We start from the raw sequence: 21,354 nt of genomic DNA, 5'->3' as shown, positions 1-21,354 counted from the left end.
TTAATCAACACTCACTAGCTTATTGTTCAACAATAATTTAATAGTTGATTAACAATCTCTGCTTTTACCTCAACGATGGTCTGTTTATTGCTTAACAGACAGGGTCATAATTCTAATAACGGAGAGAGTCAGATGGCAGCGCAAGAACTCGAAAATAAATCCTTTGTCCAGAAGCGTCGTTCCTCGCTGCTGGCGGCAATATTCCTGATGGCGACCTCGGCGATTGGCCCTGGTTTTATCACGCAAACGGCGACCTTTACCGCCACCATGGGCGCGGCATTTGCCTTTGGTATTCTGGCCTCGATCGTCATCGATTTTGTGGTGCAACAGAATATCTGGCGCGTGGTGACTGTTACGCGGATGCGCGCCTCTGACGTCGCTAATGAAGCGCTACCTGGCAGTGGTTACTTACTGGCGGTGCTGGTGATTTTCGGTGGGCTGGTCTTTAACGTCGGTAACATTGCCGGTGCGGGTCTGGGCCTGAATGCCATGTTTGGTATATCACCAAAATGGGGTGGGCTGCTCAGCGCACTGCTGGCGATCTACATCTTCTCCTCGCAGCGAGCCAGCAGCGCAATTGACCGCCTGATTATTGTCCTCGGCCTGGTGATGATTGGCCTGACGCTGTATGTCGCGTTTGTCTCTTCCCCGCCGGTCGGCGAAGCGCTGCGCCAGAGCGTGTTTCCGGACACCATGAACTTCGCCATGATCACCACCATCGTCGGCGGCACCGTGGGCGGATATATCTCGTATGCGGGTGCGCATCGCCTGTTAGATAAAGGCATGACCGGTGTCGAGAATATTGAAGCGGTTTCTTCGGCGGCGACCAAAGGGATTCTGGTGGTCGGGTTGATGCGTTACGTGTTGTTCCTCGCCGTATTGGGCGTAGTCGCCAGCGGCGTAACGTTAGACATTTCCAGCCAGGTGGCGAACCCGGCTTCTCAAGCCTTCCAGCACGCTGTGGGTAGCTTTGGTGTGCGCATCTTTGGTTTTATCTTCTGGGCAGCGGCACTCACCAGCGTGATTGGCGCGGCTTACACTTCAGTCAGCTTTATGACTGTTTTTAATAAGAAAATGACTGAACGCCAGCGCAATATCGCGACCATTATATTTATTGCTGTCTCATTAGTGGTGTACGTGTTGCTGGGGACAGCTCCGGCTGCATTGCTGGTGTTTGCGGGCGGTTTCAACGGGCTTATCTTGCCAATCGGCCTAACGATTTTTGTCTACGTCGGCTGGAAACGTGCTGATTTAATGTCGGGTTATGTCTACCCGCGCTGGTTGCTGTGGACGGGTCTGGTGACCTGCGTGCTGACCTGGTACATGGGCGCACTCTCCGTTGGCGCTATTTTCGATTTCCTGAAAGTTGTCTGAGGAAAAGCAGATGTTAAAGACCATAGATCTCAATAGCGATTTAGGCGAAAGCTTCGGGCAGTGGACCATGGGTGACGACGCCGCCATCCTCAAAGTGGTGAGTAGCGCTAACGTCGCCTGTGGTTTCCACGCCGGTTCCCCGGCTGGCATTCTTGAAACGCTGAAAGCGGCAAAAACGCAGGGCGTAACGGTCGGCGCGCATGTTGCCTATCCGGATTTAGTCGGCTTTGGCCGCCGTAACATGGACATCGCCAGCGACGAACTCACCGCCGACGTGATTTACCAGATTGGCGCACTGCAAGGGCTGGCACGCGCTGCGGGCACTCAAGTGCGCTACGTCAAACCGCACGGTGCGCTGTACAACACCATTGCTTATCACGAACGCCAGGCGCTGGCGGTGATCGACGGCATTCTGGCGGTTGACCCGCAGTTGCCACTTGTTGGGCTGGCGGGTTCTCCGGTGCTGCAACTGGCGCAGCAAAAAGGGCTGAAAACCATCGCCGAAGCGTTTGCAGACCGTGCTTACCACGCCGACGGTACGCTGGTTTCGCGCCGCGAAGCGGGATCGGTATTGCACGATGCACAGCTTGTGGCGCAACGAATGCTGCAACTGATTACCGAAGGTGGTGTTGAATCCATTGAAGGGAAATTCACGCCGATTCAGGCCGACTCTATATGTGTGCATGGCGACAGCCCAGGCGCGATTGCTATGGCGAGCCAGATCCGCACCTTGCTGGAAGCGCAGGGCATTGCTATCCGCTCGTTTATTCCTCAGGCGTAAGGAGCGGCAGCTATGCAGAATAAGTTAATGAAAGCCAGCCAACAGGCTATTGCCGCCGCACGAGAAGCGCGCCAGGCGATTCGTCACGGTTTTGATAAACCTACCGCCGGAATGGCGCCAGGCATGACCCAGGCGAACATGATTTGCCTGCCGCGTGACTGGGCGTTTGATTTCCTGCTCTATGCCCAGCGCAACCCACAAAGCTGCCCGGTGCTGGATGTGATAGAAGCGGGCTGGCATCAGACCGTGCTGGCGGAAGGTGCCGATTTGCGCACCGACATTCCGCGTTACCGTGTCTGGGAGCAGGGTAAGCTGGCGGATGAAATCACCGACGCGCGCGCTGTCTGGGAAAAGCACCCTGACCTGGTCACCTTCTTAATTGGTTGCAGCTTTACCTTTGAAACGCCACTGCGTGAAGCGGGTATTGAAGTACGCCACATTACCGATAACTGCAACGTGCCGATGTACAAAACTAACCGCCTTTGCCGCCCCGCAGGGCGTTTACAGGGCGAACTGGTGGTTTCCATGCGCCCGATCCCGGCAGACAGGGTGGCAGACGCCGTGATGATCAGCGGCCGTTTTCCCGCAGTGCACGGTGCGCCGGTTCACATCGGCGAGCCGCATTTGTTGGGTATTAGCGATATTTCACGTCCAGATTTTGGTGATGCTGTGCGTATCGAAGCAGGTGAAATCCCGGTGTTCTGGGCATGCGGCGTGACTCCGCAAGCTGCGGTGATGAAATCGGGAGTGCCATTTGCCCTCAGTCACGCGCCAGGACACATGTTTATTACTGATGTACCGGATGCCGCCTGGCAGGGAGCGTGAAGTGAGATTTTTAGCCGTTAACTTAAGTAGCTGCCTGGTCGAACTGGATACGCTTGATGAAACACTGGCGTTGTTCGATGCGCTCAGCGCCGCGCCGGAAAAGGGGATCGAGGAGATCATTCCGGCAGCACGAACCTTGTTGATCCGCTATCAGCCGATGCAAACCAGCATGGCGCAACTTGCTGGCAAAATCTCGCCGTGTTCTTTGCAGCACAAGGAAGCCCGCCACGGCCAACAGGTGACTATCCCTGTGCACTACAATGGCGAAGATCTTCCGGCAGTAGCGGAACTGATGGGCATCGCGGTGCAGGAAGTCATCCGCCGCCATCAGGAATCACTGTGGAACGTGGCGTTTACCGGCTTTGCGCCAGGTTTTGCCTATATGGTGTCTGACACTGGCGGTTGGCAAACACCGCGTCGCAGCACACCTCGCACCCGCATTCCCGCAGGTTCCGTGGCGCTGGCTGGGGAATTTAGCGGTATCTATCCACAAGCTAGCCCCGGCGGTTGGCAGCTTATCGGCCAGACTGACCTGCAAATGTGGGACTTAACGCGCGCGCAGCCCGCACTGCTGTTGCCGGGTAGCCAGGTGCAGTTTGTGGATGGCGCCGCAGGTAAGAAAATGGTTTCTCTGCCTGCCGTTGTTGCGCCACAAATTGCCCCCGCGAGTGACGCACCAACGCTGACCGTGCTGGCGACAGGCCTGCAAACCTTGTGGCAGGACAATGGCCGCAGCGGCAAAGCGGCGCTGGGTTTATCGGAATCCGGCGCGATGGATAAAACAGCGCTGCACACCGCAAATCGTATTGTTGGCAACCCGAGTGATTCACCTTGCCTCGAAATCACACACGGTGGTTTCCGCGCCCGGGCAAATGGCGATGTGGTGATTACCCTGACCGGTGCGCCATGCCCGTTGACCCTGAAAACGGCGGACGGCGAGCGTTATCGCGTGGAAAGTTATTGCCCACTCAATTTAGCCGCCGGAGATGAAATTCACGTTGGTACGCCAGTTCGCGGGTTACGCAGTTATCTGGCGGTGCGCAGCGGGTTTGTGGTCGAACAAATTCTTGGCAGTGCCGCACGTGACAGCCTGGCGCAGTTAGGGCCAGCCGCGATTGCTGTTGGTGACATTTTACAGACTGGCGCACATCGGCACTGCAACGCCGTTTTGCTGGATGAACTTCCACAATCTGCCCTTCCTGCGGTGGGTGAAACAGTGACGCTGGATATTGTCGCAGGCCCGCGCACCGACTGGTTCACCGCCGATGCACTCGCTCGTTTAACCGCGCAGGACTGGCTGGTCACGCCACAGTCTAACCGCATCGGTTTGCGCCTCGCAGGTGAGCAACAACTGGAGCGCCGTCAGCACCAGGAGCTGCCGAGTGAAGGCACTTGTAGCGGCTCGATTCAGGTTCCTGCCAGCGGGCAACCGGTGCTGTTTTTGCACGACCACCCCTTGACCGGTGGCTATCCGGTGATTGCTGCGGTGGCAGAATATCATCTTGATTTGGCAGGGCAAATTCCGCCCGGCGCTGCCATTCGCTTTAACATTATCCAACCGTTTATCGAAATAACAGGGAGTAATGCCCGTGACCACCTCGCCGCATAAAGTTCTGATCGCCAACCGTGGCGAGATTGCCGTTCGCATCATTCGTGCCTGCCGTGATTACGGTGCGCAGGCGGTAGCGGTGTACGCTGACCCGGATGCTAACGCGCTACACGTGCAAATGGCTGATGAAGCCTGGGCGCTACCCGGCACTAGTTCAGCGGACACCTACTTAAACATTGCAGCGCTGGTGGAGGTTGCAAAGCGCAGCGGTGCAACAATGGTGCATCCTGGCTACGGTTTTTTGTCTGAACGTGCCGAGTTTGCTCGCGCCGTACAGGAGGCGGGGCTTATCTGGATTGGCCCGCAGCCGGACACTATCGAGAAACTCGGCGATAAAGTGCAGGCGCGTAAAATCGCCATGGAAGTGGGAGCTCCGCTGGTCAAAGGCACTACAGATCCGGTAAATGGCGCGGGAGAAGTGCTCGATTTTGCTGCCACGCACGGTTTGCCGGTAGCGATTAAAGCTGCCTTTGGCGGTGGTGGGCGCGGCCTGAAAGTGGCCTGGAAACTGGAAGAAGTGGCTGAACTTTTTCACTCCGCAACACGCGAAGCGTTGACGGCATTTGGCCGTGCAGAATGTTATGTCGAACAATATCTTGACCGTCCACGCCATATTGAAGCTCAAGTTATCGCGGATAAACACGGCAATGTGGTGGTGCTTGGCACGCGTGATTGCTCGCTCCAGCGCCGTAACCAGAAACTGGTGGAAGAAGCGCCCGCACCGTTTATTAGCGATGCCCAGCGCTTGCAAATCCACAGCGCCGCCCACGATATTTGCGCCCATGCGGGCTACGTTGGCGCTGGTACCGTGGAGTTTTTATTAAGCCGCGACGGTACGCTTTCGTTCCTCGAAGTGAACACCCGTTTGCAGGTAGAGCACCCGGTCACCGAAGAAACTACCGGCCTTGATATTGTCGTGGAACAACTGCGCATTGCGGAAGGTTTACCGCTCAGTATTCTGGAAACCCCAGTCCCGCGTGGACACTCGTTCGAATTCCGAATTAACGCTGAAGATGCTGGCAAAGGCTATTTACCGACACCTGGCAATATCACGGTATTCCGCGCACCAGGCGGGCCTGGTATTCGCCTCGACACTGGCGTTAATGCGGGTTCAACCGTCCCAGGCAATTATGACTCGCTGATGGCAAAACTCATTGTCACGGGTAGCAGCCGTGAACAGGCCATTGCCCGTGCACGTCGCGCCCTGCGTGAGTTTGAAATCGACGGTGTAGCCTCAGTGTTGCCATTCCACCGTGCGGTGATGGATGACGCTGATTTCACCGAAGGCTTCAAGGTGCATACTCGCTGGATTGAAACTGATTTTGCCGGGCGCATTGAGTTTGCACCGCGTCAGACGCCCAAGGCCAATGAAACTTTAACCCGCACCTGGATTGAACTTGATGGCCGTCGCGTGCAACTGGGCTTACCTGCGAGCCTGTTTAGCGGTGCGGCATTGTCTCAGCCAGGTAAAGCGCACCCGCCAGTGAACGAGCCGGTAAACGACGCGGCAGTTGAAGCACCGATCTCCGGTGTGCTCCATAGTTGGCTGGCAGAAGAGGGCAAAACGGTGCAGCAAGGGGAAGTGATTGCGGTAATGGAAGCGATGAAAATGGAAGTTCAGGTCGTCGCACATCGCAGTGGAACCCTGAAACAGCAGGCGACAACGGGGGATTTAGTCGAAGCTGGGCGCTCACTCGGTGATATTAGTTAGAATCTTACGGCGGGTGAACAGCCCGCCTGAATTACCCTACTAATATTTATAGGTATCATGCTTTTCAGAGTATTTGTTATTGATATGTGTTGGTGGTAGTCCAGCGTAAGAATATACTGGACACGTTTCAGATGGACTGAAATATACCCACAGTTTTTAGAACACATAATGGAATAACATGAAAAATATCTTCTTTTTTGACACTTTGATCACTCCAAAACTTCTGGTTGTACTGTACTGGTTAAGCATCATTTCAATCGTTATCTCTGCTGCGACAACGATTTTTCTAGGGCAGGCACTGGCTGGTATCTTTGGACTGGTGTTTGGTATTTTAGCTGTACGCGTCGGTTTCGAATTGATCATGATCGCCTTCAAAAATAACGAATACCTGAAGCGCATTGCTGAAAACTTGCCTGAAACAAAGTAATGCCCTTGAGTAGGCTTATTAATTAATGAGCTTACTACTGCCTGTGATATTCAATTTTTTGAAATTGAACTCAATAAAATATTGAGTTACAGGCATTTTACTTTTGGCGAAAAAAAGCCCACATAACTTTCGCTATGCGGGCCTTTAATTTTCTATACCCGTCATACTTCAAGTTGCAGCGTTGTTGGCTGCACTCACAAACCCCAGTCACTTACTCAAGTAAGCTCCTGGGGATTATGAGCCTTGTCCATGAGGCTCACCCTTCGGGCCAGCGCAAGCGCTGTTCAAATCTGTTCCAGACAGATTTGTAGCTCCCTTGCCGCCTACCTGCAACTCGAATTATTTAGGGTATAAGGTGATTATTCGTATTGCTGGTCGCGCTCTTTGGCTGCGCGTTGACGGTCGTAAAACTCATCTTCCGCAGCAATAATTTCATCAATCAGTGAACCCATATCCACATCATGGGCTTCTTCGACGAATAGCCCCGTTAGCGGTGTTTCTGGGGTTAATTTTCCGTCTTCATATAACGCCCAGATCTCTTTCGCATAGCGTGTTTGCAGTAATTGCGGGGCGAACTGGCCGTAATATTCGGTGATGTTATTCACATCACGTTCAAACATGGATTCAGCATGGTTGTTTGCTGCGGCGTCCACCGCTTGTGGCAAGTCGATAATCACCGGCCCTTGCGCGTCTTGCAGCACGTTAAACTCCGATAAATCGCCATGCACCAGGCCCGCACACAACATGCGTACGATATTGCGGATCATGGTTTCGAAATCAGCCAGCGCACTTTCTTCGCTCATCGCCACATCGCTCAGACGTGGAGCCACCAAACCTTCAGCATCGGTGACCAGTTCCATCAATAACACGCCATCAATACACATATATGGCTGCGGCACGCGCACCCCGGCGTTTGCCAGGCGGAACAACGCTTCCACCTCAGCCATTTGCCAGGTTTCTTCTTGTTGCTTGCGTCCGAACTTTGAGCCTTTCTGCATGGCACGGGTGTTGCGAGAATTGCGGACTTTGCGCCCTTCCTGATACTGCACAGCTTGCTTAAAGCTACGCTGCATAGCTTCTTTGTACACTTTGGCGCATTGGATCTTGTCACCGCATAAAACGGTGTAGACGTCGGCTTCTTTGCCACTTTTCAGACGCTGAAGTACATCGTCGATCAGGCCATCATCAACCAGCGGTTGGAGTCTGTTTGGGATTTTCATGCGGCTTTATACCTTATTTCAGCCATTTTTCGTATCAATAACACAGACGGCGATAGCAGAAAAAGTGGACAATATTTGCCACGGAATCGGAAAGTTAACGTAACTGTCTGTATTCATTTGCTTGTCTGCAATTGTAGGGCGGATAAGCGCGAGCGACATCCACCGTTTACCCCAGCGATGTCGGGTGAAGCTATGCTTTCCCGAACGACACCAAAGTTTGATTAAAGGTACTCAGAATGAAAATTTTAACCGCTTTCATGCTGTTGGTCTCCACTTCAACGCTCGCCGCCAGCGATTACGACCAGCCTATTAAACTGGCACAGGAATTCAACCAATGGTACCTGCAACAAATCAGTCAGAATAAAAATCCTCTTACCGATGGCCATGATATTGATAAATATGTGACTAAAAGCACGCTGGAAAAACTACGTTCAGCCATCGGTAACGAAGCTGAATTTTACGACGCCGACTTTTTTATTCGCGCCCAGGATTTTGGCGAAGACTGGCCGACGAACGTCACCGTAGTATCCAGTGACTATGACCCCGTTTGCTTCAACATTTATGTTTCCTACGGCAAAAAACAGCAACACACCGTTATTGACTGCATGGTAAAGGAATCCGGAACCTGGAAAATCCAGTCTGTTGCAGGCCAGACCATACTGAGAAATGAAAACGTGAAGTAGCGGGAAAAAGGTCACTAAAGTGGTGTTGTAGGGTGGATAAGCGATAGCGTCATCCACCATTTTAGCCTGTTTTTCGGACGGTGCTGCGCTTATCCGACCAGGGAATAGGTTTGTCTTTTTTTCCACACTTTTCAACGTGATTTTTGCCTTCTTTAACATGGCGCTCATTAATCCAGCAAAAGAACCTTTATACTAATACACCTGTGTTTATCAATAATCCTCAGATATTTTTTTGGAAAAAGGTTTTATTAAAAATGGAAAGCTTTATAGAAGCTCTGTGGCGCGTTTTTATTTCGTTTAGAAATAAAACAAATGAACACAGAGTCACCGATATGGGTCTGGTAAAATAATGACTCACTTCACCTTTATTCTCAAGAATAATAAACATGCTATTAACATATTAACCGGATATAAAGGTTATACGGCCAGGCTGAAGCAAAAGATGAAAAAAACAGCAATGAGATGAGAATTATCTTGCGTCAGTCCTTATGGGGTTGAGAAAGATAATTTCATCCCTAAACTATTTTAGTTCACTGCAAATGGAAGGCACGATGAGAGGAAAAATACCGAAGACCGAATTGCTGGTGACGTTTGAAGTGGTGGCACGTCACGAAAGTTATACTCGGGCAGCAGAAGAGTTGGCTTTGACACAGAGCGCTGTGTTCAGACAAGTAAACGCGTTGGAGGATTTTCTGCATACTGCATTATTTGACCATGCAAAAAAACGTATTCATTTAAATGCGGCAGGTAAGCATTATCTGAACATTGTTAAAGAAACGCTAAATAAACTTGAGCGTGATACTCATTCGATAATGGCCTGGCAACCTGCGGTTCAGGCTATTGAGTTAGCCGTCAATCCGACATTAAGCACTCATTGGTTGATTCCCAATTTACGCGAGTTCAATAAATTAAATCCCGATATTACGGTCAATATTCATTCACTGGCAAATATCGGCGATTTTCTAAACAATGATTATGACGCCGCTATTATGCGCGAAGATTTTTGTACACCATGGTCTGGAATGGAATATTTATTTGAAGAGGAGATTTTGCCCGTTTGTAGCAGAAGCCTGTTATCCCGACCTGATCAAAAATTCGCTGTCGATGACTTGCTGAATGAATTTCCTTTGTTGCATCAAAGTACCCGCACCACCGGTTGGCAAGAGTGGTTTGCGCTGTCGGATGTTAACAGCCCGCTGGTGAACAAAGGCCCGCGCTTTGACTTGCTCTCGATGTTGATTGCGGCGGTACGCTCAAATCTGGGAACCGCATTATTACCTCGTTTTGCTATTCAGCGCGATCTGGACAGCGGTGAAATGGTCATTCCTTGTGATGTTCCTATCCGTACCGGGAACCGCTTCATTTTGACATGGCGGGCAGAAAAAGCTGAGTCCCGACATTTGCAGATTCTTCGCGCCTGGTTACTGGAAAAATCACTGATATCTGAGCCAGCTTGATTGATGATGCCGCCCGGTTTTCACCTGGCGGCATACCTTACCAGTCAATACCAGATTGAGCCTGAATCCCGCTATCAAAGGCATGTTTTACCGGTCGGATTTCACTGACGGTATCTGCAATATCCAGCAACTGGCTGTGACAACCGCGCCCGGTCACCACCACACTTTGATGGGCGGGGCGATTCACTATCGATGAAATAACCTCCTGAATATCCAGGTAGTGATAAGCCAGCATATAGGTGAGTTCATCGAGTACCACCAGGTCGTAACGCGCATCGGCGAGCATGCGCTTACTTTCCTGCCAGACCGCGAGAGCAGCCTGGATATCTTCTTCTCTATTCTGGGTTTCCCAGGTAAAACCGGTGCCCATAATGTGGAATTCAACCTTGTGCTGATGCAGCGTGTTGTATTCACCATTATCCCACTGGCCTTTAATGAATTGCGCGACCCCGACGGTTTTGCCATGGCCGATAGCGCGCGTCACTGTCCCAAAGGCTGCGGTCGATTTTCCTTTTCCGTTGCCGGTAAAAACAATCAGGATACCTTTCCTTTCGGTTGCCGCCGCCACACGGCTATCTACCCGCTCTTTGATCTTTTGCTGGCGCTGACGATGGCGTTCAGTATTGGTTCGCGTTTCCATAAACGCTCCTTAATGCTTTGCAGGGCAAGATGCGCAACTTTGCTTTTGCTCAAACTGTTCAAAGAAGTTATTGCCTTTATCGTCGACCAGAACAAAAGCCGGCAGGTTTTTCACTTCCATCATCCACACCGCTTCCATGCCCAGTTCAGGGTACTCAAGGCAGCGCAGGCTTTTCACATATTGCTGCGCCAGTAATGCCGCCGCGCCACCGATACTCCCGAGGTTAAAACCACCATGTTTGAGGCAGGCATCGGTCACTTGCTGGCTGCGGTTACCTTTCGAAAGCATGACCAGGCTGCCACCTGCTGCCTGGAACTGGTCAACATAACCATCCATGCGCCCGCCAGTGGTCGGCCCGAGCGAACCACACGGCTGGTTGTCCGGCGTTTTGGCGGGGCCCGCGTAATAGACGATATGGTTTTTCATGTAGTCGGGCATCGCTTCGCCCTTGTCCAGCCGCGCTTTGATTTCAGCATGGGCAATGTCGCGGGCGACCACGATGGAGCCGCTTAACGACACGCGTGTGCCAATCGGCAGCTTAGACAAGTCGGCCATAATCTCTTTCAGTGGGCGGTTCAGGTCGAGTTGCACCGTCTGGGCGCTATTCTCTGTACGCTGAGAATCCGGAATAAATTTGCCTGGATTGTGCTCGAGTTTTTCCAGCCAGATTCCCTGCTTATTGATCTTGCCTTTAATATTGCGGTCGGCAGAACAGGACAGCGCCATCGCGATTGGGCAGGAACCGCCGTGGCGTGGCAGACGGATAACCCGGATATCATGGGCGAAGTATTTGCCGCCAAACTGCGCGCCGATGCCAAATTCACGACTGGCATTGAGTAACGCGGTTTCCAGTGCCGTGTCGCGGAATGCCTGGCCGAGTTCATTCCCCTCGGTTGGCAGATTGTCGTAATACTTGGTCGAAGCCAGTTTGGCGACTTTCAGTGACTGGTCGGCCGACAACCCGCCCACCACAAACGCGATATGGTAAGGAGGGCAGGCGGCAGTACCCAGCGACTTCATTTTTTCAATCAGGAAGGCAGTCAGCTTTTCAGGCTGGAGAATAGATTTTGTTTCCTGGAATAGCGCCGCTTTGTTGGCAGAGCCACCGCCTTTGTTGACGAACAGGAAACGATATTCATTGCCAGGTGTGGCGCTAATATCAATCTGCGCAGGCAGGTTGGTCTGAGTGTTGACCTCGGTGTACATGTCCAGCGGCGCATTCTGCGAGTAGCGCAGATTATTCTCCTGGAAGGTGGTGTAGATGCCTTTACTTAAGGCTTCAGCATCGTCGCCGCCGGTCCAGATAGACTGACCTTTACTCGCCACAATGGTAGCTGTCCCGGTATCCTGGCAATTTGGCAGCACACCTTTCGCCGACACTTCCGCGTTGCGTAACAGTTGCAGCGCAACGTATTTATCATTATCACTGGCCTGTGGGTCGTGCAGGATGCTGGCAATCTGCTTGAGATGGGCAGCACGCAGGAAAAACGACGCTTCGTAAAAAGCATGCTGCGCCAGTAGCGTTAAGGCCTCAGGGGCAACTTTGATGACCTCTTCACCGTCCAGCTCCGTCACCGTAATGTGTTGGCCGCTGAGCAATGTATATTCCGTATTATCTTTGCTTTGTAAAAACGGTTCCTGCCAGGCAAATGGTTTAGACATGTCGACTTCTCACTTATCAGTCATTAATGAAGGGCATCTGGTGCGATGCCCTTTTCTTCGGGCTTACTTCGCTAAAAAGAGATTGGATTGTGTCGCTTGCGCAACATACTCAATGGTTTGCTGGGCGCGAACGCTGTTGCCCGCGGAATCAAGCGGCGGAGAGTACACGGCGATGGCATATTTCCCCGGCACCACGGCGACCATGCCGCCGCCGACACCGCTTTTCGCCGGAAGGCCTACGGTGTAAAGCCACTTGCCGCTGCCGTCATAAAGCCCGGCAATAGCCATTTCCGCTAACACCTGCGGGACATATTTCTCGTTTAACAGTTGCTTGCCGGTGTAAGGCGATTTGCCATTATTGGCGAGCACCGCGCCCATTTTGGCGAGCTGCTCGGTGGTGACATCCACTGAACACTGACGGGTATAAATCTCTACGGCTTCACGGGTATCGCCATAGAAACTGTTATAGGACTCCATTAACTGCGCCAGCGCCTGATTGTGCTGGTTGGTGTCCATTTCAGATTTGAATACCGGCTCGTTGACGGTCAACGAGGCATCCGCCCACGCATTCAGGTTGTTGAGAATTTTGTTCCAGCGGTCGGTTTTATCTTTGGCTTCAACCAGGCTAACGGTGCTCATCGCTCCCGCATTGACCAATGGATTTTCTGGCGCGCCTTTGGTCAGCTCCACGGCTAAACCGGAATTGAATGGCAGCCCGGTGGCATTGGCACCGAGTTTATCCAGCACCTCTTTTGGCCCGTGCTGTTCCATCGCGAGCGCCATGGTGAAGACCTTGCTCAGGGACTCCATCGGGAAGGCTTTTTTGACATCACCTGTCTGGTAAATTTTGCCGTCCACCGTGGCGATGGTGATGGCAAAATTCTGTGGGCTGTAAGTGGCAAGCGCCGGAATATAGTCAGCGACTTTTCCGTCGTTATTATTTTTATATTTTTGATGCGCTTGTTTGATGAGTGCGTCGTAGTCTGGTGCAGTTTGCGCCAGCGTCGTGGTGCTGACTAAGAAACTGAGCGATAACACACTTGCTGCTAAGAGTTTTATTTTCACGTTGTAGCCCTGTGTTGTTGTGTTAAAAAAGGCCGACGAAAGTCGGCCTTGAATATCAGTACATGGTCACTTCAGATGCTTTAGTCGCCGGGTGTTCTAAGCCAGGCGTTTTGGCTGGAGCGTCACCACGGCAACCTTCACCGAAGTGTTCACCTTCCCAGCGGCCAACAATCGCAGCACCCATGGCGTTACTCATCACGTTAGTCGCTGAACGGCCCATATCGAGGAACGGATCGACACCCATCAGCAGAATCAAACCGGCTTCTGGAATATTGAACTGGTTGAGTGTTGCGGCGATAACCACCATCGATGCACGTGGTACACCGGCCATGCCTTTAGAGGTCAGCATCAGGATCAACAGCATGGTGATCTGCTCGCCCATACTCAGTTCAATGTTGCAGGCCTGTGCGATAAACACGGTGGCAAAAGAGCAGTAAGCCATTGAGCCGACGAGGTTAAAGGAGTAACCGATTGGCAGTACGAAGCTGGCAATCTTCGAGGAAACGCCAAACTTCTCCAGTTTATCGAGCGTACCCGGGAAAGCGGCTTCGGAGCTGGAAGTGGTGAAAGCCAGAAGGGCAGGTTCGAGGATTGATTTGGTCAGACGGCCAATACACGGCCCGATGAGCATAGTGGAAAGGCCAATCAGAATCGCCCACAGCATCCCAAGGGTCAGGTAGAACTCACCCATGAAGATACCGGCGCTGACCATCACACCCAGCCCACGTTCGGCAATCAAACCCGAGATCGCTGCGAAAACGGTCAGTGGCGCAAACAGCATCACATAGCCAGTCAGCTTCAGCATGACGTGCACCAGAGAATCGAGCACTTTCACGATTGCCTCGCCTTTCTCGCCGATTGCTGCCAGGCTGCAACCGAGGAAAATCGAGAACACCACAATTTGCAGGATTTCATTACGAGCCATCGCATCGACGATACTGGTTGGTACGGCGTGCGAGATAAACACTTTCAGAGTGAACGGTTCAGATTTAACCGCTGATAACGCTCCGACATCGTGCGGTACAAAGTTAATGCCAGCACCTGGCTGGAAGATATTAACAATCACCAGACCCAGTGCGATGGAGAGCAGTGAGGCACAAATAAAGAGGAAGAACGTTTTCGAGAATATACGCCCCAGCGTTTTAGCATCGCCCATTTTGGCAATGCCGACCACCAGAGTAGAAATAACTAATGGTGCAATAATCATTTTTACCATACGTAAGAATATGGTGGTAAAAATGGAAATATCGCCTGCATACGATTTTGCCGCATCAGCCGATGCCATATTATTAATGGCCACGCCTGCGATCATACCTAATATAAGGCCTAGTATGATCATCTTCGTTAAACTAATTTTCTTCATGTTTACTCCATCGGATAATGGTTGGGTATTAAGGTGTAGGGCGGCGTGTACCCCGCAGCTACCAAGGCACACACCTGTTTATGACCAACCGCATGAATAATTTGGTGTGCTGGGATACAGCAATATTCCGCACACCATTTAATGTTGTTGTATTATTTTTACTACAGGTCGAACTGAATGCTTAATAATGGTGCATGTTGCTGGGCACCATAAACATCATTGTCACCGACGCTTCCTGAAATAATATCGCGAGGCATGACAATCTTTACCGCGTTGGCTGGGTCAAACCAGATAATGCGGTGAACAAATTCAGGCTCGACGTGATACAAATCGGCAATAAGCTGTGGTGTTAATTGCTCAGATGCTTTTACGCGCTGATAGTCTTCACGGGTTTTAAATAAAATATCTAATACCAGTTCGTACGGTCCGGCATTTTTAGAACGAATGACCTGCGCCAATGAGCAGATTGACTGTTTCATGCCTGAACTCCTTCTGGCGTCACCTGTTCAAGGGTGAAATCAAAACGTAGGTCGTCGTTCGCTTCAATCAGGTGATAGATCGAGAACTCATACACTGGCCCGCTTTGAATGTCGGATGGCGAGAACGGGAAGGCGAGGTTGCCTGCGGTCGCCATGCGGTTTTCATAGCCGTAGTGCAGCAGGGTAGAGCGCACCAGCGAACAAACGCTGTTGGCGATCTCCTGAGTCGGCGCGACCACGTCCAACAAAATCCCCAGCTCATGTCCGGCTGTTTGCATCGGTTCATGGATACCCATGACACCGTTTTTGCCATACAGATGGAACGTGATGCGGATGCTGTCGTCATTGAGCGAGAGGTTGCTCGCCACGCTGGCTTTCACCTCTTCAAGAATGGTGTCGATGCCGGCAATCATAATCGGGTCGCGTGTCCCGGCGATGGTCAGGCAACGGAAACCTACCTGGCGCGCACCTTCGAGTTTCAGCGCATAAGGCGTTTCTTCGTGACGTGAACCGCTAACGTACACTTCACCGTCGTTAACGGCCTTGAAGCTACAGCCTTTCAGATTCAGCACGCCGCCAGGGCCTGGCAGGAAGTACGGATCCGACTTCTCATACAACGTGTGTGCTGCTGCTGAAGTCTCGGTAAATTTGCGCTTCGGATTGAATGTTTTGAGCGTAAAGCCGTGTTCATCAATGATGCCCATCGCGCAATCAGAACCGGAACCTGGCGTTGCGGCAATGGCCGCACATTCGAGGATCTTCCCGCAGTGCAGCGCCAGCCCTTCATCAAACCCTTTCATGATGGGCAGCGCGGCGAAGCAGGCCGGATCGTAAGCACGTCCGCCCAACACCACCTGCGCACCCGCTTCCAGCGCACGCTGGAAAGGTTCGATACCCATTTGCGCGACGATGTAAGTGCTCTCTTCAATCGCCTCGTGGGTCAGTTCAGGGACAAAATCCAGCGCGGTAATCGCACCGTTATCCAGCGCCTGATGAACCGTGGCTTTGTCGACATCCGACGGGATCAACGCCATCGAGAAGCTTAAATTCTCTTCTTGCGCGATCTCGAGGATTATCTGGCGGCACCATTCCAGATGCGGTGCGGCGCCGGAGCCTCCGGCGGTGCCAATCACCACCGGAATGTTGTGGTTAACACCCGCGGTGATCATATAGCGCAGATCGCGTTTAACGCCTGCCCGATCGGTGAACGGTTTGCCTGCCCCTAAATAATGAGGGCCAGGATCGGAGGATCCCGCGTCAACCGCAATCAGATCCGGTGATTCCAGCATGGCTTTGCGAAAGCTCTCTTCCGGGAAGCCATAACCCAGGATAGCCGTCGGTGACAAGATCTTAAATGTGCGTGCCATTTCTCAATCCTTTGTCTGCAACAGCGCAATAGTGCGGTTCATTTCGTTGAACACAATATTGAGCCCTTCATCGAAGCCCATACCAGGCTTTATCAACATACGCATTGGACGAGCGGCTAGCGCCACGTGTACGCAAGTGCGAGCACTGATCTCGGTTTCGTTACAGGTACCGCCCTGGTAGGCTTCCATACCGTGTTTGTTGCAATAGAGCACGGCGTCAACGATGTTGTGAATGCCACCCAGGTCCGGGGTTTTGATCTGCACCATGTGGCAACTGCCCGCATCGGTGAAATCAACGATATCCTGATAGGTGTTACACCATTCGTCGGCGACGATCTTCACACCGGAACCCAGACGAGTCAGCTCATGGGTAATCTCGGTCAGCATGCGGATCTGATCCGGTTTATTACCGGCATCCACCGGACCTTCAATGTACAGCGGCAGGCCCTGTGCTTCTTTTTCCAGGCTGGCGATGTACTCGGCGCAGCGCACCGTGTCCATATCGAAAATCAGGCCAATGGTGCCGTAGACGTCGATATGCAGGGTCGGTTGGTATTTCTCGCTGGTGCGCAGTTTCAGAATGCGGTCAGACAACCAGCGCACATATTCACGCAGTTTCTCACCGTGAAAACCGAGCTTCTGCTCCACGTTGTTGATCAGCGCATGCGGCAGGACATCCACACCTTTAAGGATCATTTTATCGACCGCGATATAGCGGTCATCGCCGCTCTGGCCGAATAATGGAATCGCTTCCGGAACGCATGGCAACTGCCATTCATTACAGACCACTTCCGCTTTCAGGCAGCCGGTTGCCAGCGCGGTGGCATCGAGCAGCGCCTGAGAAAGACCATAACGCACAGCGGTATGCAGCAGATGCCCGTCGATCATTAACGTGTCGAAGAAGCGCGCATTCGGCAGGAACGCATCGACATCGCGGCCTTCCAGCAACGGTTTGATATGGTCGTTGAGGAAAGGAATAAAGTTTGCCGCCAGGAACAGCGGGTCACGGCCACCCGCCCCTGAATATTGCACTGCCGCACAGTCGCCGACGGCAACCGCACCATTTTCAAGAATCAGTTGTACCGAAACGCATTCCCCCGCCTGACGCACCGCTGTGAAACCTGGCGTGACCGGTTCGCCGGTATAGATGAAGCCGTCATGTCCGGCACCGTCTTTAATAGCTTGTTGATCGTCAAAATAAAATGAGGAGTAGCCTGCGGTGAAAAGCGCTTGTTTAATTTTCATCATGGTCTTCCTATTAATTTACTGTGGGATACAGCGTTGATGTCATCAATAACCATCTGGAATGAAGGTTTGCGGCCTTCGAATTGCGCGCGCTCTGCGACGTAATCGTGGTGCAGGGCCAGAATGTCTTCCGGCAGCGGAACCGCTCCGGCATCAAGAATACGAATGGCGCCATAGTTATCGCGCACCGGTAAAATTTTGCCTGCGTTACAGGAAGCCGGAGCGAATGGCACATCCAGTACGCCTGCTTCAAAGGCCAGCACCGTACCGCGAGCAATATCGCCATTGCCCAGCTCGAAGACTTTCTTCAGCACGGCACGCACTTCGCTCTTAATCAGAGACACTTCCTGATCGACGGCAGGGCATGGTGGGAATTTCTGGTCGCTGACCATGTTGAGCATCTGGCGTGAAGCTTTCAGACCCTGGGCGTTAGCCGCCGCGGTAGGGATACCGAAGGCTTCGTGTGGGCTCTTGGTGATCACCTTAGTGGCACCGGACATACCCGCTACCGCCGCACCCCAGGAGATAATGCCGAAGGCTTTAGCTTCGTCTTCCGGGAAGCCACCCATCCACTGGTGGAATACGGTGCTCAGCTCGTAATCGTCGAAGCCGTAGTTATGGAAATACTCATGAGACAACTCGCGCAGCGACTGAATCGCGGCGATGTCCTGAGTCAGGCTTCCCACCTGGCCGTAGCCGACGGTAATAGATTTCACGCCCTGTTCCAGCGCCAGCAGACCTTCAATGATCGCCACGGAATGCGACATGAATGGCGGGATAAGCGTGCCGGTCAGCGGGCCGAACGGTTCGCGGTTAATGCGAATACCATGTTCTTCATACAGGCCCATCAGACGGTCGCAGTACTGCCAGTCACGGATCGATTTTTCTAGCGTGACGCGCTTAGCGTAAGGAATGTTGTAGGAGATGCCGCCGCCTTCGTAGCTGGTAAAGCCACTGGCCATGGAGATCTCTGCCAGCAGGCGTGCATCCGGCGTACCGTGGCGAATTTGCAGCGGTTTTTCCAGCGTTTCGGTCAAACGACGGCAGGCAGCCACACCGTGGTTGACGACCGGCAGGCCGTTCAGCTTAGACGTCCCGGCTTCAATGGATTTCTGAATCCCGACGGCGGCTTCTTCGTAGCGGTTCAGACGGGTATAGGCATCAATGGTGGAAGGCAGCAGGTCACACTCTTCCTGCAACGTTTTGAGCAGTTCGATGTGCTCATCCATTAATGCCACGCCTGCACGTGGCTGGCTCAGGGTTTTGCCTTCCTGATCGGCTTTCAGCAGAGCGTGAGAGAAGCGTTTTTTCTCAGGAATTGTTTGTTGGTACTTCACGCCATCTTCAAAGTTTTCAACGTCCTTACCGGTATGCCAGGTCTGAAGAACCTGGTGCCGTTCGGTCATGAATTCATCATGGGTTAACTTTTTATTACGGAGTTCCATTCGTTGCTGCCTTATCTATAGGGTTAAACATTGAATGCTGGTGCGAGCGGCGAGCTGCGGATAAAGCCTGGCGACGTTTGCCAGCAGCGGTAACAAGCCTTTTGAATCGCGGTAATATTCAAATTGGGTGGGGAGCAGAATGCGTCTGCCGTCATCGTCAAGTTCGCGGTATTTCATCCAGTTGTGGATGTCGAACCGGTTGGCGCGTGAAAGCCATCCGCCGGACCCGACAACACGACGAACGGTGGTCAGGTCACGTCCCATCTGCAAATCGACACTACCCACGCAGGTGCACACCTGTTTTTTGGTGCCCGCATGACGTTCGCTGGCGTAGCCGACACACAACCCTGCCAGTACGGTGTCGAAATATTTTTCTTCCTCGTTACACGGCAGATAATCGGGATGCGCCACCAGATGTTGCAGATAGCGATAAAAAGCTTCCTGGCGTTGCGGCTGATGCGCGAAGAGCACGTTCACCAGTTCCCTGGTGCTTTCGCCGACCACCATGGCCGAGACACGCATCCCCAAATCACCTTCTACGGTGCGTTTGACGAAGGGTTCAGGCACGCCGTGCAACACGGTGTCAGGAGAAAGGGTATTGTTGCTGGTGGAGTAAATATCGGTGGTCGCGCCACCCATATCGATCAGCATGAACTCCTTCCACGAGCTGTCGGAATCGCTGATCGCTTTCACCAGTTCATAAACGGTCCACGGAGTCGGCATCGGCTCCTCACCCGTTTCCCCGACGATGACGTCCAGGCCTTTTCCTTTGACGATCCGTGATAAAAAGAGATCGCAAATCGCCTGCCGCGCGGCATACGGATTCGGGTGATCGAGATCCGGTAGAATGTTGTCTACCGTGGTCAGATCTTTATGCCCGAGGATCGTCTGCACATCGTCCTGAATGTCGCGGTTACCGGCGTAGATAATGGCGCAATCCAGGTTTGACTCTGCCAGCGCATGGGCGTTGGCCAGGCCGTAACTTTCTTCCCCACCGTCGGTGCCACCGGCAAAGAGCAGAATGTCGGGAGGTGTGGTTTCCAGCGCCTTGATGTCGTGGCGATTCAGCTTGTACGAGTAATACTGCGCGATTTTCGCCCCTGCTGAGTGGGCGGTGACTTTCGCGGATTCCAGGGTGATTGACGGCACCAGCCCCATTGCGGCAACGGCAAGACCGCCTTTCGCAGATGAGGAGTATTTCAGCGTCACTTCACCGCTGTTGAGCAGTGGGCGAGCATCGGCAACATTGAGCACCTGATTCAGGCTGGCAAAGAAACCGTCAGCCAGGTGGTGCGTTGTGGTTGGGGTCAGGACGTGGTTCACCAACGTTAACGCATCCCCCTCCCGAGCGAAGAGGGCTGCTTTGGTCCACGTCGAGCCGATGTCGACAGAGACAATTTGCATCAGATGGCCTCTTCAAGGCAGCGTTGGTCAATGTCGTTTGTTATCAGAGAACAAACACTTTCAAGATCGTGGCTTGGGGCAAAGACGCGGTTAAAGCCCATCTCTTTGAACTTGGTCTCGATATCCCCAAAGTCATGCTTGCCGACCACCAGGTTGCCGCCAACGTACAGCAGAATGTCGCCGATACCGCGTTCAATACAACGCTCGCGCAGACCGAGGCAGTCGATGTCACCGTGGCCATAAATTGACGACACCACAATCGCATCGGCACCCGTTTCGATAGCAGCATCGATATATTCATCCTGGCTCACCATCACCCCAAGATTGATTACGCGAAAATCATGGGCAGTAAAAACGCGATCCAAAACTTTATTGCCTACCGCATGGCAGTCAGCACCAATGACGCCAATAACAAGTGTTGATTTTTTCATTAATAATCCTCTGTAGGGCTGATAATCAGAAAGTAAGAGCTATTGCTATTATTTATTGCGCAGGCTGATTGCGCCTTTTAACTGAGCTGGAGTTTCTTTGTCTGATGTAATTGAAGCAATTGATCTATTTTCAGAATATCTTTCTAAAAATGATTGTTGTGAAGTG

Annotated in this window: 19 protein-coding genes; 8 read left to right on the top strand and 11 right to left on the bottom strand. The window is 52.4% G+C overall.

Annotation, left to right across the window (positions count from 1 at the left end):
* Positions 1–132: 132 nt before the first annotated feature.
* The 6 genes from MES37_RS17440 (at position 133) to MES37_RS17415 (ending at position 6,727) form a co-directional block, all read left to right on the top strand.
* The gene (locus tag MES37_RS17440) at positions 133–1,374 is read left to right on the top strand and encodes an NRAMP family divalent metal transporter (RefSeq protein WP_064544015.1); all 1,242 of its coding nucleotides are present in this window, start codon (positions 133–135) and stop codon (positions 1,372–1,374) included.
* Positions 1,375–1,384: 10 nt separating this feature from the next.
* Positions 1,385–2,155, top strand: a complete 771-nt coding sequence (locus MES37_RS17435; RefSeq protein ID WP_121815034.1) for a LamB/YcsF family protein — start codon at positions 1,385–1,387, stop codon at positions 2,153–2,155.
* A gap of 12 nt (positions 2,156–2,167) precedes the next feature.
* The gene (locus tag MES37_RS17430; protein ID WP_237932160.1) at positions 2,168–2,980 is read left to right on the top strand and encodes a putative hydro-lyase; all 813 of its coding nucleotides are present in this window, start codon (positions 2,168–2,170) and stop codon (positions 2,978–2,980) included.
* A 1-nt stretch (position 2,981) separates the two neighbouring features.
* Complete coding sequence (locus MES37_RS17425) at positions 2,982–4,589, top strand: 5-oxoprolinase/urea amidolyase family protein (RefSeq protein ID WP_237932159.1); 1,608 nt, start codon at positions 2,982–2,984, stop codon at positions 4,587–4,589.
* The gene (locus MES37_RS17420; protein WP_237932157.1) at positions 4,570–6,300 is read left to right on the top strand and encodes an acetyl/propionyl/methylcrotonyl-CoA carboxylase subunit alpha; all 1,731 of its coding nucleotides are present in this window, start codon (positions 4,570–4,572) and stop codon (positions 6,298–6,300) included. Before MES37_RS17425 ends, MES37_RS17420 begins: the two co-directional genes overlap by 20 nt.
* A 178-nt stretch (positions 6,301–6,478) precedes the next feature.
* Positions 6,479–6,727 carry a DUF4282 domain-containing protein gene (locus MES37_RS17415; RefSeq protein WP_064544024.1) on the top strand — a complete coding sequence of 83 codons (249 nt, stop codon included), beginning with the start codon at positions 6,479–6,481 and terminating at the stop codon, positions 6,725–6,727.
* A gap of 359 nt (positions 6,728–7,086) precedes the next feature.
* Here MES37_RS17415 and MES37_RS17410 read toward each other — a convergent pair whose 3' ends face one another.
* Positions 7,087–7,947 (bottom strand): PA4780 family RIO1-like protein kinase, encoded by an 861-nt coding sequence (locus MES37_RS17410; RefSeq protein WP_064544026.1) that lies wholly within the window; start codon positions 7,945–7,947, stop codon positions 7,087–7,089.
* A gap of 236 nt (positions 7,948–8,183) precedes the next feature.
* Here MES37_RS17410 and MES37_RS17405 point away from each other — a divergent pair, with 236 nt between their 5' ends.
* Both MES37_RS17405 and MES37_RS17400 read left to right on the top strand, forming a co-directional pair.
* Complete coding sequence (locus MES37_RS17405; protein ID WP_232887277.1) at positions 8,184–8,630, top strand: DUF3828 domain-containing protein; 447 nt, start codon at positions 8,184–8,186, stop codon at positions 8,628–8,630.
* A gap of 551 nt (positions 8,631–9,181) precedes the next feature.
* Positions 9,182–10,087: a LysR family transcriptional regulator gene (locus MES37_RS17400; RefSeq protein ID WP_064544029.1), complete on the top strand. Its 906-nt coding sequence runs from the start codon at positions 9,182–9,184 to the stop codon at positions 10,085–10,087.
* A 37-nt stretch (positions 10,088–10,124) separates the two neighbouring features.
* On the opposite strand, the gene cobO is transcribed toward MES37_RS17400, so the two are convergent.
* The 10 genes from cobO to glmS form a co-directional block, all read right to left on the bottom strand.
* Complete coding sequence (gene cobO / locus MES37_RS17395; RefSeq protein ID WP_237932155.1) at positions 10,125–10,727, bottom strand: cob(I)yrinic acid a,c-diamide adenosyltransferase; 603 nt, start codon at positions 10,725–10,727, stop codon at positions 10,125–10,127.
* A gap of 9 nt (positions 10,728–10,736) precedes the next feature.
* A complete protein-coding gene (locus MES37_RS17390; protein ID WP_064544033.1) occupies positions 10,737–12,389 on the bottom strand; it encodes a class I fumarate hydratase in 1,653 nt (550 codons plus the stop codon).
* 63 nt (positions 12,390–12,452) lie between these two features.
* Complete coding sequence (glsA, locus tag MES37_RS17385) at positions 12,453–13,448, bottom strand: glutaminase A (RefSeq protein WP_370918841.1); 996 nt, start codon at positions 13,446–13,448, stop codon at positions 12,453–12,455.
* Between the two features lie 61 nt (positions 13,449–13,509).
* Positions 13,510–14,817: a dicarboxylate/amino acid:cation symporter gene (locus tag MES37_RS17380; protein WP_064544037.1), complete on the bottom strand. Its 1,308-nt coding sequence runs from the start codon at positions 14,815–14,817 to the stop codon at positions 13,510–13,512.
* Positions 14,818–14,978: 161 nt separating this feature from the next.
* Positions 14,979–15,296: a DUF4387 domain-containing protein gene (locus MES37_RS17375; protein WP_064544039.1), complete on the bottom strand. Its 318-nt coding sequence runs from the start codon at positions 15,294–15,296 to the stop codon at positions 14,979–14,981.
* Positions 15,293–16,663 carry an acyclic terpene utilization AtuA family protein gene (locus tag MES37_RS17370; RefSeq protein ID WP_064544041.1) on the bottom strand — a complete coding sequence of 457 codons (1,371 nt, stop codon included), beginning with the start codon at positions 16,661–16,663 and terminating at the stop codon, positions 15,293–15,295. The genes MES37_RS17375 and MES37_RS17370 overlap by 4 nt, the downstream gene beginning before the upstream one ends.
* Before the next feature lie 3 nt (positions 16,664–16,666).
* Positions 16,667–17,908, bottom strand: coding sequence for a methylaspartate ammonia-lyase (locus MES37_RS17365; RefSeq protein ID WP_064544043.1), 1,242 nt, complete (start codon positions 17,906–17,908; stop codon positions 16,667–16,669).
* Entirely contained in the window at positions 17,908–19,353 is a 1,446-nt protein-coding gene (locus MES37_RS17360; protein WP_064544044.1) for a methylaspartate mutase subunit E, read from the bottom strand. The genes MES37_RS17365 and MES37_RS17360 overlap by 1 nt, the downstream gene beginning before the upstream one ends.
* A gap of 15 nt (positions 19,354–19,368) precedes the next feature.
* Positions 19,369–20,757, bottom strand: coding sequence for a methylaspartate mutase accessory protein GlmL (gene glmL / locus MES37_RS17355; protein ID WP_064544046.1), 1,389 nt, complete (start codon positions 20,755–20,757; stop codon positions 19,369–19,371).
* Positions 20,757–21,188: a methylaspartate mutase subunit S gene (glmS, locus tag MES37_RS17350; protein ID WP_064544048.1), complete on the bottom strand. Its 432-nt coding sequence runs from the start codon at positions 21,186–21,188 to the stop codon at positions 20,757–20,759. Before glmS ends, glmL begins: the two co-directional genes overlap by 1 nt.
* Positions 21,189–21,354 lie beyond the last annotated feature (166 nt).

Source organism: Buttiauxella sp. S19-1 (assembly GCF_022134725.1).
In the GTDB taxonomy this organism is placed as follows: domain Bacteria; phylum Pseudomonadota; class Gammaproteobacteria; order Enterobacterales; family Enterobacteriaceae; genus Buttiauxella; species Buttiauxella ferragutiae.
This window is presented reverse-complemented; position numbering and strand designations above follow the sequence as displayed.

Bases quoted from the DNA above. Each gene is read 5' to 3' on its own strand.
- MES37_RS17440 (WP_064544015.1), top strand. From the start codon at position 133: ATGGCAGCGCAAGAACTCGAAAATAAATCCTTTGTCCAGAAGCGTCGT.
- MES37_RS17435 (WP_121815034.1), top strand. From the start codon at position 1,385: ATGTTAAAGACCATAGATCTCAATAGCGATTTAGGCGAAAGCTTCGGG.
- MES37_RS17430 (WP_237932160.1), top strand. From the start codon at position 2,168: ATGCAGAATAAGTTAATGAAAGCCAGCCAACAGGCTATTGCCGCCGCA.
- MES37_RS17415 (WP_064544024.1), top strand. From the start codon at position 6,479: ATGAAAAATATCTTCTTTTTTGACACTTTGATCACTCCAAAACTTCTG.
- MES37_RS17410 (WP_064544026.1), bottom strand. From the start codon at position 7,947: ATGAAAATCCCAAACAGACTCCAACCGCTGGTTGATGATGGCCTGATC.
- MES37_RS17405 (WP_232887277.1), top strand. From the start codon at position 8,184: ATGAAAATTTTAACCGCTTTCATGCTGTTGGTCTCCACTTCAACGCTC.
- MES37_RS17400 (WP_064544029.1), top strand. From the start codon at position 9,182: ATGAGAGGAAAAATACCGAAGACCGAATTGCTGGTGACGTTTGAAGTG.
- cobO (WP_237932155.1), bottom strand. From the start codon at position 10,727: ATGGAAACGCGAACCAATACTGAACGCCATCGTCAGCGCCAGCAAAAG.
- MES37_RS17390 (WP_064544033.1), bottom strand. From the start codon at position 12,389: ATGTCTAAACCATTTGCCTGGCAGGAACCGTTTTTACAAAGCAAAGAT.
- MES37_RS17380 (WP_064544037.1), bottom strand. From the start codon at position 14,817: ATGAAGAAAATTAGTTTAACGAAGATGATCATACTAGGCCTTATATTA.
- MES37_RS17375 (WP_064544039.1), bottom strand. From the start codon at position 15,296: ATGAAACAGTCAATCTGCTCATTGGCGCAGGTCATTCGTTCTAAAAAT.
- MES37_RS17370 (WP_064544041.1), bottom strand. From the start codon at position 16,663: ATGGCACGCACATTTAAGATCTTGTCACCGACGGCTATCCTGGGTTAT.
- MES37_RS17365 (WP_064544043.1), bottom strand. From the start codon at position 17,908: ATGAAAATTAAACAAGCGCTTTTCACCGCAGGCTACTCCTCATTTTAT.
- MES37_RS17360 (WP_064544044.1), bottom strand. From the start codon at position 19,353: ATGGAACTCCGTAATAAAAAGTTAACCCATGATGAATTCATGACCGAA.
- glmL (WP_064544046.1), bottom strand. From the start codon at position 20,757: ATGCAAATTGTCTCTGTCGACATCGGCTCGACGTGGACCAAAGCAGCC.
- glmS (WP_064544048.1), bottom strand. From the start codon at position 21,188: ATGAAAAAATCAACACTTGTTATTGGCGTCATTGGTGCTGACTGCCAT.